The organism is Streptomyces sp. NPDC047061, assembly GCF_040643955.1.
GTDB lineage: Bacteria > Actinomycetota > Actinomycetes > Streptomycetales > Streptomycetaceae > Streptomyces.
On the sequence record NZ_JBEYVI010000035.1, the window covers coordinates 119603 to 132777 of the forward strand.

A 13175-nucleotide genomic window follows, 5' to 3' on the forward strand; every position below is an offset into this window, starting at 1 on the left:
GTGCGGTCAGGCGTGGGCGAGTGCCCAGTCCAGGGCGTGGTCGGCGACCTCTTCCCAGCCGTCCTGGGCGGGCATCAGATGGGAGCGGCCGGGAAACACCGTGACCTCGGTGACGGTGCCCTCGGCCTTGTAGTGCTTAGCGTTGGACTGCTGCACCTTGGGCGGCATGAGGTGGTCGTTCTCTCCCGAGCAGAACAGCAGCGGCGCCCGGCCCGTGTTGTTGTAGTCGACGTAGGTGTCGGTGTGGCCGGGGTGGATGTTGGCCAGGGCACTGCCCCAGACGATGCTGCCGGGGGCGGGGATGTGGTAGCGCTCGTACGTGGCGTGGGCCTGCTCCTCAGGGAAGGTGTTGGTGAAGGCGTAGCGCCAGTGGTCGTAGTCGAAGCCGACGGCGCGGTGGCGGTTGGCCGGGTTCTTCAGCACCGGGAAGGTCGAGCGGACCTGGGACAGCGGTACGACGGCCACGCCTTCGGTGGGTGCGGAGTTGATCGCCACTCCGGCTGCGCCGAAGCCGCGGTCGAGCAGGATCTGGGTGAACGCGCCACCGGCGGAGTGCCCCACGATGACGGGCGGCCGGTCCAGCTCGGTGATGACCTTCTCCAGGCTGGAGATGATGGCAGGAACGGTCACGGTCTCGATCGGGGTGGGATCGACGTTGAGGGCCTCGACCTCCACCTCGAAGCCGGGGTAGGGCGGGGCGATGACCCGGAAGCCCTTGTCCTGGTAGTGGGCGATCCAGCTCTCCCAGGCACGCGGTGTCACCCAGAAGCCGTGGACGAGAACGATGGTGTCGGGTTGCATCGGTGTGCTCCTCAGCGAGTGGCCCGGTGGGCGGATTGGATCTGGCGGACCACGATGTCGGGGTGGGACATCATCACGACGTGGGACGAGCCCTTGACCTCGACGGTGCGGCTGTGGGCGCGCTCGGCCATGAAGCGCTGCACGGCGGCCGGGATGACGCGGTCCGCGGTGGGGATGACGTACCAGGACGGCAGGTCCTTCCACGCGGGTGCGCCACTGGGGCCGGCCAACCCGCCCACGCTGCCGGGACGTTGCGCGGCCGCCATCAACCGAGTCTGGGAGGAGGGCAGGTCTGCGGCGAACACGTCGCGGAACTTGGCCGGGTCGATGTAGCCGTCCTGGCCTGTGGTGCCGTCGGGCAGCGGGTAGTTGCGGGCGATCAGAGCGTCCGGCAACTTGCTGCCGGGGAACTTGCCAGCCAGTTGCAGCGCGCTCTCGCCCTGGTCGGGGGCGAACGCGGCGACGTAGACAAGAGCCTTGACGTTGGTGTGGCCGCGGGCGGCGTTGGTGATGACCTCGCCGCCGTAGGAGTGGCCGACCAGGATGACCGGGCCGTCGATGGTGTCGAGGATGCTGGAGACGTAGGCCGAGTCGCCGCCCAGGTCGCGCAGCGGGTTGGCCGGAGCGATGACCGGGTAGCCGGCCTTCTGCAGGGCGGCGATGGTCTGATACCAGCCGGAGGCGTCGGCGAACACGCCGTGGACGAGCACGACGGTCGGCTTGGGGCCGCTCGGGTGCACCGTGGCGGCGGAGACGGGGGCAACCGCGCCGCCCACGCCAGCCACGAGCGCGGCGGCGAGCAGACATGCGCTGACGGTACGGCGGCGAGGCCGCTGACCGCTGAGGATCATGTGTGGGCTCCTGTGCTCGGGCGTCCCCGGAGGGCGGCCGGGGACGCGGGCGTGACTGCGTCAGGAATTGAGGAACTCCAGCAGATCGGCGCTGAGCTGCTCTTTGTGGGTGTCGGTGATGCCGTGCGGGGCGCCCGGGTAGACCTTCAGCGTCGCGTTCTTGATGCGGGCCGCCGACGCCTTGCCCCCGACCTCGAAGGGCACGACCTGGTCGTCGTCGCCGTGGATGACCAGCGTGCGCACGTCGATGGCGTCCAGGTCGGTGCGGAAGTCGGTCGCGGAGAAGGCCGCGATGCACTCGTAGGCGCCCCGGTGCCCGGCCTGCATGCTTTGGAGCCAGAACGCCTCTCGGATGCCCGGGGAGACATCGGCACCGGGCCGGTTGTTGCCGAAGAACGGCCCGTCGGCCAGGTCGTGGTACAGCTGCGGGCGGTCGGCGAGCGATCCGGCCCGGATCGCGTCGAAGGTCTCGATCGGGACGCCGCCGGGATTGTCGTCGGTCCGGAGCATGAACGGTGGGACCGCGGAGACGAGTACGACCTGGGCGACCCGGGCGGTGCCGTGGCGGCCGACGTAGCGGGCGACCTCGCCGCCACCGGTGGAGAACCCGACCAGGGTGGCGTCACGCAGGTCCAGGGTGTCGATGAGCGTGGCCAGGTCGTCGGCGTAGGTGTCCATCTCGTTGCCGTTCCACGTCTGGGTGGAGCGGCCGTGGCCGCGCCGGTCGTGCGCGATGACGCGGTAGCCATGGCTGGCCAGGAACAGCTGCTGGGCCTCCCAGCTGTCGGAGTTCAGCGGCCAGCCGTGGCTGAGGACGACCGGGCGACCCGTCCCCCAGTCCTTGTAGTAGATCTCGGCGTCGTCGGATGCGGTGACGAAGGGCATGGGCTTCTCCCAACCGGTGGCCGGGGCGCCGCATGAACCCGTCCCCCTGCCGCACCCCTTAGTTGTGAAGGACTTGTGTGCGAGCTTGGCGCGGGCACCATCGGTCGGCTTGACCCTGCCTGCCAGAGCCTGTCCCCTGCGTGCCACGGCTCCGACTGCAGGCGACCTGTGCACCTGCAGCATCACGAGCCACAGCAGAGGTGTACGCATGCCGGTGCGCTGTACATGCATCTTTGCCCGGAAAGCTCCGCACGGCGGACACTCGCCCCCTAGGCGGCGACCTCACGCCGTCCGGAACGGGAGGCGCCGTGCTCGTCCTCGACACCAACGACCTTCCGGTCGGTGACCGCATCGCGACCTTCGAGGCGGTGGCCGCCGGTGAAGGTGGCGTCTCCTCCGTCCAGGAGGAGGAGACCGAGGACGCCATCTGGAAACGACTCGAACTCTGGCACCTTGGCCCGCTGACGCTCTTCCACACCCAGGGCACAGGGGTGCGCATCTCGCGCTCGCTCCGGCAGGCGCGGCGCGATGTGATGGATACCGTCGCGATCAATATTCACTGCCAGGGGGCAGGTGGTTTTGCCTGGGCTGACCATCGGCAGCGCATCGGCCCGAACAGCGCGACCATGCACCACATGCCGGGCGGATACGAGTACTGGTGGTCCGGCCTCGGAAGCACGCTGGCCCTGATGTTCGACACCGAACGCCTCGGCCTGCCCGAAGAGACGATCCGCGCATCCATCCCGACGCTCGAGCACAGCCCCATCGGACGGCTGCTGATCAACCACGTGCTCGGCATGCACCGCATCGCCGACGAGATCAACATCGGCCCCGAAGCCGACGCCCTCGCCTCCGCCACCGTGGAACTCGTCCGAGCCTGGGTGGTGTCCGTCGCCGGCGACGACCTCACCCGCCGGGCAGTCAGCAGGGAAACCCTCCTCACCCGTGTCCTGGCCTACGCCCGCGCCCATCTCAGGGAACCCGACCTCACCCCCCAGCGGATCGCCTGGGCACACCACACATCCGTGCGGACGCTGTACCGGTTGTGCGACGGCGGTGGAGTCAGTCTCGAAAAGTGGATCATCCGCCGCCGGCTAGAGGGCGCCCGTGCCGACCTCGCAGCCCCCCGACACTCGCACCGCACGATCGACACCATCGCCCGCAGCTGGGGCTTCACCAACCCCGCCTTCTTCTCCCGCCGCTTCCGCCAGACCTACGGCACCACCCCCAGCCAATGGCGAAGACTCTCTCAACAGGGCCAGCTCCTGCTCCCGCCGGACGATCTCTGACCACCCCCCCGGCTAACAGACTGCGATGCAGGGGCGGGGCCTCCCGCTTCTGCCGGGCACGATGGATCGCCACAATGCGAACATACCTTTTGGCTGTTCAAGCAGACCCTGAGCTGGACCGTCCCCAAGGTCCGCGATCCCCACACAGCTGACCTGTGGACATGGCTGATCATCGCCGCCCACACCCAACTCCGCATCGCCCGGCCCCTCCGCCGCTCCTGGGAACGGCCGAAGCAGCCTCGTCGAGTCACCCCTGCCCGGGGCCGCCGGGGGTTCCGCCACCTCCGCGTGAAGGCCGCCCCTCCCGCCAGCGTGCCCAGACCCTCCAAGCCCGGCCCCGGACGCCCACCCGGCTCGAAGAACCGCAGGCCAGCCCCACGTCGCGAGCCGGGGAAGACCGTGAAACGAATCGAAACCCTCACCGAACACGTCCGCCTGAAACAGCAGCGAGGGTTAATGAGATGCCGAGGGCTCACATTGAGGTGCTTGGCGAGTTCGCCGAGTGAATGGTTGCCCCCGGGATCCGCCGTGATCAGGTCGGTGATTCTGCGGAGGGCCGGAGACCGGGGCGGCGGGCCCTGCAAGGGGGCGGAAAACTGTGACTGGCCGCCCGAACGCTGCACATAGACCACCAGCGCGCGGGCGACGTCACGGGTCAGGTCAGGGCCGTGATCCTCCTCGACGAGCGCCAGTGCCAGGTCGATACCGGCGGTGACACCCGCCGAGGTGTAGGTGGTGCCGTCACGGACGTAGATCGCGTCGGGTTCGACGTGGCTGGCCCGGCAGCGGGCGGCGAGCTCGTGGGCGACCTTCCAGTGCGTGGTCGCACGCTTGCCGTCCAGGAGGCCGGCTGCGCCCAGGACGAACGCTCCGGTGCAGATGGACGCGGTCCGGGCGGCCCGGCCCGCCAGCGTTCGCGCGGCCTGGTCGAGTTCACGGGGGACAGGCGTGCGCGGGTAGAGGTCCGCGCCGGCCACCAGGAACGTGTCGGGAGCGGACTCCGCGGCAGCGGCGTCGACCGAGATCCGGATCCCGATGGACGAGGTGACGTCGGCACCGGTCGGTGACACCAGCACGATCTTGTAGTCGGCGCCGAGCCGGTTCGCTTCCCCGAACACCTCCGCGGGTCCGGCGACGTCCAGGAGTTTGACCCCGTCATAGACGAGGATCGCGACCCGATGCGTGGTGGAGCCCACACCCCTGCTCCCCGCCTGTCCGGATTCGGGTGACTCATGGCCGGACCGAGGGGGCGCCGGACGCCGGGTGGTCGGCAGTGTGGAAGACGGACGCATCGTTCATTCGTAACACACTGAAATCGGAAGGCGCAGAGGTCATGAGCGAGATCATCGCAGGGGTGGAGATTCCTGAAACGGCGGCGGTCGCCGAAGCCACCCGCCGTATCCAGGAGATGACCAGCCCCCTCATCTACCATCATTCCCGACGTGTTTTCGTCTTCGGTGTCATTCATGCTCGCAGACTCGGACTGGAGCCCGACCCGGAGCTTCTCTACCTCTCCGCCATGTTCCATGACACCGGGCTCCTGACGCCGTTTTCCGACGTTGAGCAGCGCTTCGAGGTCGATGGAGCCGATCACGCACGTACATTCATGCTCGACCGTGGTTTCCCGGCCGCGGCCGCCGACGTGGTGTGGACGGCGATCGCACTGCACACGACGCCGGGAATTCCCGGGCGCATGGGCCCGGAGATCGCGATCACGAGTTTCGGGGTTCTGACCGACGTGCTCGGTCTGGGGCTGGACGAGCTGGATCGCAGCCAAGTGGACGAGATCACCGCCGTCCATCCGCGGGGCGACTTCAAGAACGAGTTCTTGCAGGCCTTCGTCGACGGACTGAAGCACCGCCCGGAGACCACGAACGGAACGGTGAATGCGGACGTGCTGGAGCACTTCGTTCCCGGCTTCCGTCGCACGACCACGGTCGAGCGCATCACCGGCGCTCCCTGGCCGAGCTGATCAGGACGCCGGCCACCCCCCCCAGCGCGTCAACACGGCGATCGCATGGCTGGCAACCGTGATGAACGCCTTCAACCGTGTCGCGATCACCGGCAGGTACCCCGCCGGCGGCTGACCTCGACGGCGACAGCGGCGGCGCTGCTTCGGTACTTGCCGACGGCACCCTGGGCACGATGGGCGATGCCCCGGCGCTCGGCGACGCCACGACGGCAACCACCGGTACTACGCCTCCGGATCCGTCCTGACCGTGACGGCCCGTGGCCTCAGCCCCCTCCCGGCACCGTCCGGATCGCCGCGATGTCGAACTGCAGCCGTACCGTCTCGCTCACCATCGCCCCGCCCTCCGCCAGGCGGGAGTTGTAGGCCAGACCCCAGTCCATGCGGTTGATGGTGGTGGTGCCGTCGAAGCCGGCGCGCTGGTAGCCGAAGGGGTCCGTGACGTTGCCTATGTAGGTGAGCTCCAGGTCCACCGGGCGCGTCGTGGCCTTGATGGTCAGGTCGCCGGTCATGACGTAGACGTCCGGCGCCTTCAGGCGTACCGCCGTGCTCTGGAAGCGCATCCGCGGATAGGCCGTGGAGTCGAGGAAGTCGCGCCCCGTCACATGGGCGTCCCGCTGTTCCACGCCCGTGTCGACGCTGCCCGTGGACAGGATGATCTCCGCCTGGGAGCGGGACGGGTCGCGGCCGTCGAAGTAGAGGCGGCTCTTGTACTCGGTGAAGGCCCCGCGGACCGTCGTCACCATCGCGTGCCGGACCGAGAAACCGATTCTGCTGTGCGCCGGGTCGATGACCCACTCGCCGGTGAGGGTGGCGAGGGCGGGGTCGAGGAGGGTGGGGGCCGAGGTGGGGGAGGCCGGTGCTCCCGTCGGGCGTGGGGGGATCGTGGGGGTGCGGCGGGCCGTGTGGGGGCGGCTGAACAAGTTCATGATTTATCTAGTTAGTCGACTCGGGGAATTGTCGCAAGTGGTTGTCCGGACATAGGAGTTCGGGAATTCCGTATACCGTCACCGAAGCTGCACATCATCACCATGGGATCCACTCAGGAAGTGCTCGATATTCCTGGATTCCGTGGATTCCGTGGATTTCGCGTTTCCTTGAATTGTGCTATTCCCCGTTGTCTGGGGTGTATGTGACGGCCGCCCCGGTTCGTTCACCCGGATACCGGGGCAGCCGCCGTCATGCTCCTGAAGCGGTGCCGCTCAGTTCACGTTCACCGCGCTCCACGCCGCCGCCACCGTGTTGTACTCCGTGCTGCCGTTGCCGTACAGGTCCTTTGCCGCGTTGAGGGTCGCCGTGCGGGCGCCCGCGTAGTTCGTCGAGGACGTCATGTAGACCGTCAGCGCGCGGTACCAGATCGCGCCCAGCTTGTCGCGGCCGATGCCGGTGACCGTCGAGCCGTTGTACGTCGGGGAGTTGTAGCTCACGCCGTTGATGGTCTTCGCGCCGCTGCCCTCCGCCAGCAGGTACGCGAAGTGGTTGGCGACGCCGGAGGAGTAGTGGACGTCCAGGTTCCCCACCGACGAACTCCAGTAGTTCGCCGAACTCCCGTCCTTCGACGGCTGGTCCATGAACCGCAGCGCCGCCTTGCCGAAGCCGGACTTGACGATCTTCTCGCCGATCAGGTAATCGCCCAGGTCGGAGGAGTTGTTCGCGTACCACTCCACCAGCGTGCCGAGGATGTCGGAGGTCGCCTCGTTCAGGCCGCCGGACTCGCCGGAGTAGGTCAGCGCTGCCGTCTTGGAGGTGACGCCGTGGGTCATCTCGTGGCCGGCCACGTCGAGGGCCACCAGCGGACCGAAGGTCGTCCCGTCACCGTCGCCGTACGTCATGCAGAAGCAACTGTCGTCCCAGAAGGCGTTGTTGTAGCTGTTGCCGTAGTGGACGCGGTTGTACGAGCCCTTGCCGTCGCCCGCGATGCCGGTGCGGCCGTGGACGTTCTTGTAGTAGTCCCAGGTCTCGTTGGTGCCGTACTGGGCGTCGACCGCCGCCGAGGAGCGGTCTGAAGTGGCGCCCGTTCCCCAGTGGTTGTCGGCGTCCGTGAACACCGTGTTGGGCGCCCGGCTGATGCAGATGCCGAAGATGCACAGGTCGGTCTTGTTGGCCGCGTCCCCGGTGAACGTGTTGCCGCGCGTCGGGTCCGTGAGGTTGTACGACGACCCGGAGAGCGTCGTCTCCAGCGGGACCGTGCCGCTGTAGAGCGACTTGCCGTCGCCGGTCGCCGTCTCGATGCTGTCCCAGGCGTCGATCTGGGCGCCGGTGCGGGCGTCCGTCAGCACCGTGCGGGCGACCGGGTTGCCGAGCGAGTCCTTGCCGACGGCGTTGGTGCGCCAGGCCAGCTTCGGGGTGCCGTGCAGGGCGTCGACGACCAGCTGCGGCTTGGCCTGCACCTGCTTCAGCGCGTGGCCGAGGTTCGCCGCCCGCAGCGCGTTCACCGCGAGGTCGGCGGCCTTCGGGGCGGAGACGTCCGGGGCGATCGAGGCGAGGGATATCCTGGCGCGCGTCGCGCGGTCGGCGCTGCGGTACGCGCCGTCCGACTTGAGGTGGACGACGAAGTCGCCGCCGAGCACGGGGAGTTGCCGGTAGGTGCGGTCGTAACGAACGTGCTGGGTACCGTTCTTGTCCACGATCACGTCCCGGACCGAGGTGCCCTCGGCGGACGTGAGGCCCAGGGCGGTGGCGTGCTGGACGAGTGCCTGCGCCGCGTTCGCGATCGCGGTGGCCCGGGTCGGCCTGGCGTCGGCGTGGGCGGCGGGGGAGAGCGCGGCGGCCAGCAGGGTCGCGGTGGTGGCGGCGACGCCGGCGGTGGCGAGACGGGAAACTCGGGTGTTCCGGGTCCGGCTCATCGGTCTCCTTGGAGATGCGCCTCGAAGGCGTGGGGGTGGCGCTGATGACGACTGAGATTTAAGAGGGCATGACAAGTCATGTCCATAGCGCCTCCATGGAGATGTGTGTGGAGACGGAGGGGGTGCAGAATCCTTCCTGTGACCACCCGCGACCCCCACCACCTCCCGTTCTTCGTCTACGGCACGCTCCGCCCCGGCGAGATCAACCACGACGCGTTCCTGCGGGGACGGACCCGGACCGAGGAGCCCGGCCGCCTCGACGGCGCGCTGCTCTACGACGGGCCCGGCTATCCCTACGTCGTCGAGGAGTCCGGGCCGGCGGCGGTGCGCGGCGAACTCGTCACCGCGCGCCCCGAGTCGTACGACCGACTCCTCCTGGAACTCGATGAGTTGGAGGAGTGCGTGCCGCAGGACCCGGCGAGCCTGTACGTACGCGTCGCGCGGGACGTCGTACGGCTGCGGGACGGGGCGGCGGTCCGGGCCTGGGTGTACGTCGCCGGGCCCGTCGTGGCCGGGAGACTGCGCGCCGCCGGCCGCCGCATCGACGGCGGCGACTGGCTGGCCGACCGCTGACGGGCAGAGGCGGGCGGGGCGGGGCGGTGCGGCGTGGGGGCGGTGCGGAGGCGGTGCGGGGGCTCGCCGGCTCACGGCCCGCCGTACGTGCCGGAGGCCTCGACGCCCCCCCGATGGGCAGGGGCGACAGGACCATCCCGCACCGCGGGGCGCGGTACGGGTGTGGGTGGGCGTCGAGGCGGTCTCCACGTCGCCCAGCGTGCTGCCGGTGTGTTACGTCCCGTGACGGAACCCTGTTGCGCGGCCGAAACGGCCAACTCCCAGCCGCATCCCAGCCATCGTGAGAACCGATACCGGACCGGCGCCCCCGGCACCGGGCCCGCACGAGGCCGGTCCGCGCCGGAACCGGGCCGGTACGGGCCCCACGCCGGCCGGGCCAGGACCTCGTCCCGGCCCGTGCCGACCCACGTTCGCCCATGTCGGCCCACGTCCGCCCACGTCGGCCCGTCTTCGCCCCCGACGGCCGGTCCGCCGCGGCCCCGGTGGCGCAGGACCCCGCGGGTGGCTCATTTCGCACCCCCGTTGGCCGGTCCCGCCCCGTTTGAGACGCCAAGGGGCACGACTACAGTCGTCGTCTGCCACCGCCGCCCCGCAGGACCGTCGGCCGCCCCGCAGGATCGCAGGGCCGCAAGACCGTAGAACCCCGCAGGATCCCGCCCGACCTCGCTGAACCCCGCCCGACCTCGCAGGACCCCGTAGAACTCCGTCCCCCCACACCACGCATACCGCTCGACACACCGCCCTGACCGGGCCCCCGCCGCTCCCGGACTCGGCCTCCCCCACTCGAAAGAGCCAGCCAGGAGGTCCCCGAGCCATGCCTCTGCGCCACCTCACCCCCCGCGACCAGCACCTCTTCTGGCAGTACGGCCGCGGCGCCGACGTACCCGTCCACGAACCGCTCGTCCACCGTGCCATCGAGCGGCATGCGATCGTCCACCCCCATGCCGTCGCCGCCGAACACCACGGCGCGACCCTCACCTACGGCGAACTCGACCGCTACGCCGGTGCCCTCGCCGCCCGCCTGGTCCGCGAGGGCGTCCGTCCGGGCGACCACGTCGGTCTGTTCGCCCGCCGCTCCATCCCGATGCTGGTCGGCCTGTTCGCCGTCCTCAAGGCGGGCGCCGCCTACGTCCCGCAGGACATCGGCCGCACACCACCGGCCCAGCTCGCCCACGTCATCCGTACCGCCGGCACCCGGGTGATCCTCACCCAGAAAGAACACGCCCCGCGCGTCCCCCTCCCCGGCGGCCACCGGCTGATCGCCCTCGACGACCCGGCACCCCACGATCCCGGCCCCGTGCCGCTGCTGCCCCCGCACCCCGACGACGGCTGCTGCGTCCTCTTCGTCCCCGGCACCACCGGCCGCCGCCACGGTGTGAAGCTCACCCACCGCAACATCGCCAACCTGCTGCTCACCGAACCCGGCGGGCTCGGCATCCGCCCCGGCGACCGGGTCGCCCAACTCCTCGGCATCGCCTCCGACCTGGCCGCCTGGGAGATCCTCGGCTGCCTCACCCACGGCGCCACCCTGGCCATCGGGGGCAAGGACACCGACGCCGCGGCCCGCACCGCGACCGTCCTGATCACCACCCCGGCCCTGCTGTCCGGCATCGACCCCGACGCATGCCCGCGCGTCCGCGCGGTCGCCGTCGCCGGGGGATCCTGCCCGCGCCCGCTCGCCGACCGCTGGTCGAGCCGGGCCGCCCTCTTCCACTGCCGGGGGTCGGCCGAGGCGACCGTCGTCACCACCATGGGCCGCCACGCGCCGGTCGCCGGGCGGCCGGCCACCGGCCGTCCCACCCCCAACAGCACGGTGTACGTCCTCGGCGCCGACCGCCGCCCGCTGCCCATGGGCGAGGCGGGCGAGGTGTGGGCGGGCGGCGACTGCGTCTCGGCCGGCTACCTCGGCGACGACGCCCTGAACGCCGAGCGGTACGCCCTCGACCCGTTCCTCGGCGAGGGCCGCGCCATGTTCCGCACCCGCGACCTCGGCCGCTGGACCCCCGACGGCGGCCTCGAACACCTCGCCCGCGCCGCCGACCGGCCCGGGATTCCCGACGCGCGGGCGCTGCTGCGGCTCGCCGGGGAACGCACGGAACGCACGGCGGGCACGGTGACGGTCACCCGCTGAGGACGACGGCGCCCCGCAAGGGGCGCGGGGAACTGCGCGACCAGCCACGACGGCGCCGCAGTCGGCAGCCGGCAGATCGCGGCGCTTCCAGCGGAGCGCTCAGTGCGACGCCGCGGCCAGGGCGCGGGTGACCCCCGGTTCCTTCTTTCCCAGGAACTGGGGGTTCGGCTCGAAGACCGCGTCCAGGGCCGCCTTTCCCGCCGCGAAGACCTCCCGGGTCCCGCCGTAGTACCAGGTGGCGTCGTGCTTGGCGTCGACGCCGATCCCGTACGACGTCACCCCGGCCGCCTCGCACAGCGCGACCGCCCGCCGGATGTGGAACCCCTGGCTGATCAGCACCGCCCGGTCCACGCCGAAGATCTTCTTCGCGCGGACGCAGGAGTCCCAGGTGTCGAAGCCGGCGTAGTCGCTGACGATGCGTTTGCCGGGGACGCCGTGCGCGGTCAGGTAGGTGCGCATGGCGTCCGGCTCGTCGTAGTCCTTGCGGCTGTTGTCGCCGGTGACGAGGACCACCTTGATACGGCCCTCCTTGTAGAGGGTGGCCGCCGCGTTCAGGCGGTTGGCGAGGTACGGCGACGGCTCCCCGTCCCACAGGCCCGCGCCGAAGACGACCGCGACGTCGGTGCGCGGCACGTCCGCCACCGTGCGCAGCCGGCCCTCTGTCGAGACGTACAGCCAGGTGGCCGGCAGCAGCGCCAGCACGCATCCGGCCATCACGCCCTGCACCAGGTGCCGCCGACCGGCACGGGTCCGCGGCAGTCGCGGCCGGCGGATCTTCATACGCTTGTTCCCCCCTGTGGGCTTCGACCTTGGAGGACGCAGCGCGGGACGCTCCGGTTCGCTCACAGCGTGCTGGTTCGTGCCGTGATGCGCCCGAAAAGACTCGTGACGGTCAGGCAACGGGCGTGCAACCTCTCCCGGCGAGGATCCTCGCATGACGGTGACCGACCTCTCCCCGCGCCCCGGCCCGCCCGCCCTGGTCCTGGTGGCCCACGGCAGCCGCGACCCGCGCGCGCTCAGCACCGTGCGGACGCTCATGGACCGGGTGCGCGCGCTGCGCCCCGGGCTGTCCGTGCACCTCGGTCACATCGAACTGAACGAGCCGCTGCTCCCGGACACCCTCGCCGCCCTCGGGAACACCGAGGCCGTCCTCGTCCCGCTCCTCCTCGGCCGCGGCTACCACGTCAAGCGGGACATCCCGGAGCTGGCGGCCGCCGCCGACGCCCGGACGCGCATCGCCGCCCCGCTGGGCCCGCACCCCCTGCTGGCCGACGTCCTGCACGCCCGCCTGCTGGAGGCGGGCTGGCGCCCCCGTCCCGCGAGCGCCGTGATCCTGGCGGCGGCCGGCTCCCGCGACCCCGACGCCAGGGCCGACACCGGGCGCATGGCCGACCTCCTCGCCGCCCGCCTGGGCGTCCCGGTCGTCCCCGCCTACGCCTCGGCGGCGACCCCGACGGTCCCGGAGGCGATCACCGCCCTGCGCGCGAAGGGCCGCCACCGCATCGCCGTCGCCTCCTACTTCACGGCCCCGGGCCGCTTCGCGACGGAGTGCGCGGCACACGCCCCGTGGATCGCGGCGGCCCCGCTGGGAGCCCACGACGCGATGGCCGAGCTGACCCTCCACCGCTACGAGCGGGCACTGGGAACGCCGGTGACCGTAGCCGCCTAGGGGTGCGTTTGCGGCTGCGGGTCCGTGGGGGCTTGTCGCGCAGTTCCCCGCGCCCCTGAAGGGGCGTCACGCCGTCTCGGTGTTCTCCGGGCTGCCCAGCACGGTGCCGAGGGTGTCGATGGCCTGCCGCTGGAGGCGGAGTCGGACGTGGGCGTAGACGG

The 13175-nt window shown here is 70.7% G+C and carries 11 protein-coding genes and 2 pseudogenes; 6 read left to right on the forward strand and 7 right to left on the reverse strand.

Annotated elements, in window-relative coordinates:
- Positions 1 to 6: 6 nt before the first annotated feature.
- From ABZ887_RS37510 to ABZ887_RS37520, 3 genes are read right to left on the reverse strand one after another with little or no spacing between them, the layout of a single operon-like run.
- Entirely contained in the window at positions 7 to 801 is a 795-nt protein-coding gene (locus ABZ887_RS37510; protein WP_361299926.1) for an alpha/beta hydrolase, read from the reverse strand.
- 11 nt (positions 802 to 812) lie between these two features.
- A complete protein-coding gene (locus tag ABZ887_RS37515) occupies positions 813 to 1652 on the reverse strand; it encodes an alpha/beta hydrolase (RefSeq protein ID WP_361299929.1) in 840 nt (279 codons plus the stop codon).
- Between the two features lie 60 nt (positions 1653 to 1712).
- On the reverse strand, positions 1713 to 2537 hold the full coding sequence (locus ABZ887_RS37520; RefSeq protein WP_361299932.1) for an alpha/beta hydrolase: 825 nt from the start codon (positions 2535 to 2537) through the stop codon (positions 1713 to 1715).
- 308 nt (positions 2538 to 2845) lie between these two features.
- Between ABZ887_RS37520 and ABZ887_RS37525 the strand changes: the two genes are divergently transcribed.
- On the forward strand, positions 2846 to 3826 hold the full coding sequence (locus tag ABZ887_RS37525; protein WP_361299935.1) for a helix-turn-helix domain-containing protein: 981 nt from the start codon (positions 2846 to 2848) through the stop codon (positions 3824 to 3826).
- A gap of 78 nt (positions 3827 to 3904) precedes the next feature.
- Positions 3905 to 4246, forward strand: a pseudogene (locus ABZ887_RS37530) (transposase); the annotation flags it as partial.
- Between the two features lie 38 nt (positions 4247 to 4284).
- Here the strand turns inward: ABZ887_RS37530 and ABZ887_RS37535 are convergent.
- Positions 4285 to 5022 (reverse strand): annotated as a pseudogene (locus tag ABZ887_RS37535) (DJ-1/PfpI family protein); the annotation flags it as partial.
- Positions 5023 to 5159: 137 nt separating this feature from the next.
- Here ABZ887_RS37535 and ABZ887_RS37540 point away from each other — a divergent pair.
- The gene (locus ABZ887_RS37540) at positions 5160 to 5798 is read left to right on the forward strand and encodes an HD domain-containing protein (protein WP_361299938.1); all 639 of its coding nucleotides are present in this window, start codon (positions 5160 to 5162) and stop codon (positions 5796 to 5798) included.
- Positions 5799 to 6061: 263 nt separating this feature from the next.
- On the opposite strand, the gene ABZ887_RS37545 is transcribed toward ABZ887_RS37540, so the two are convergent.
- Both ABZ887_RS37545 and ABZ887_RS37550 read right to left on the reverse strand, forming a co-directional pair.
- The gene (locus ABZ887_RS37545; RefSeq protein ID WP_361299941.1) at positions 6062 to 6724 is read right to left on the reverse strand and encodes a YceI family protein; all 663 of its coding nucleotides are present in this window, start codon (positions 6722 to 6724) and stop codon (positions 6062 to 6064) included.
- 273 nt (positions 6725 to 6997) lie between these two features.
- Complete coding sequence (locus ABZ887_RS37550; RefSeq protein WP_361299944.1) at positions 6998 to 8641, reverse strand: M4 family metallopeptidase; 1644 nt, start codon at positions 8639 to 8641, stop codon at positions 6998 to 7000.
- Between the two features lie 138 nt (positions 8642 to 8779).
- Between ABZ887_RS37550 and ABZ887_RS37555 the strand changes: the two genes are divergently transcribed.
- The gene (locus ABZ887_RS37555) at positions 8780 to 9214 is read left to right on the forward strand and encodes a gamma-glutamylcyclotransferase family protein (RefSeq protein WP_361299947.1); all 435 of its coding nucleotides are present in this window, start codon (positions 8780 to 8782) and stop codon (positions 9212 to 9214) included.
- An 814-nt stretch (positions 9215 to 10028) separates the two neighbouring features.
- A complete protein-coding gene (locus ABZ887_RS37560) occupies positions 10029 to 11345 on the forward strand; it encodes an AMP-binding protein (RefSeq protein WP_361299950.1) in 1317 nt (438 codons plus the stop codon).
- Positions 11346 to 11444: 99 nt separating this feature from the next.
- Here ABZ887_RS37560 and ABZ887_RS37565 read toward each other — a convergent pair whose 3' ends face one another.
- Positions 11445 to 12125 carry an ElyC/SanA/YdcF family protein gene (locus ABZ887_RS37565; RefSeq protein WP_361299953.1) on the reverse strand — a complete coding sequence of 227 codons (681 nt, stop codon included), beginning with the start codon at positions 12123 to 12125 and terminating at the stop codon, positions 11445 to 11447.
- 154 nt (positions 12126 to 12279) lie between these two features.
- On the opposite strand from ABZ887_RS37565, the gene ABZ887_RS37570 reads away from it, so the two are divergent.
- Entirely contained in the window at positions 12280 to 13014 is a 735-nt protein-coding gene (locus ABZ887_RS37570) for a sirohydrochlorin chelatase (RefSeq protein ID WP_361299956.1), read from the forward strand.
- Positions 13015 to 13175: the final 161 nt, after the last annotated feature.

Coding starts and splice junctions, on each gene's coding strand:
- ABZ887_RS37510 (WP_361299926.1), bottom strand. CDS start 801: ATGCAACCCGACACCATCGTTCTCGTCCACGGCTTCTGGGTGACACCG.
- ABZ887_RS37570 (WP_361299956.1), top strand. CDS start 12,280: ATGACGGTGACCGACCTCTCCCCGCGCCCCGGCCCGCCCGCCCTGGTC.
- ABZ887_RS37550 (WP_361299944.1), bottom strand. CDS start 8,641: ATGAGCCGGACCCGGAACACCCGAGTTTCCCGTCTCGCCACCGCCGGC.
- ABZ887_RS37520 (WP_361299932.1), bottom strand. CDS start 2,537: ATGCCCTTCGTCACCGCATCCGACGACGCCGAGATCTACTACAAGGAC.
- ABZ887_RS37560 (WP_361299950.1), top strand. CDS start 10,029: ATGCCTCTGCGCCACCTCACCCCCCGCGACCAGCACCTCTTCTGGCAG.
- ABZ887_RS37565 (WP_361299953.1), bottom strand. CDS start 12,125: ATGAAGATCCGCCGGCCGCGACTGCCGCGGACCCGTGCCGGTCGGCGG.
- ABZ887_RS37540 (WP_361299938.1), top strand. CDS start 5,160: ATGAGCGAGATCATCGCAGGGGTGGAGATTCCTGAAACGGCGGCGGTC.
- ABZ887_RS37515 (WP_361299929.1), bottom strand. CDS start 1,652: ATGATCCTCAGCGGTCAGCGGCCTCGCCGCCGTACCGTCAGCGCATGT.
- ABZ887_RS37545 (WP_361299941.1), bottom strand. CDS start 6,724: ATGAACTTGTTCAGCCGCCCCCACACGGCCCGCCGCACCCCCACGATC.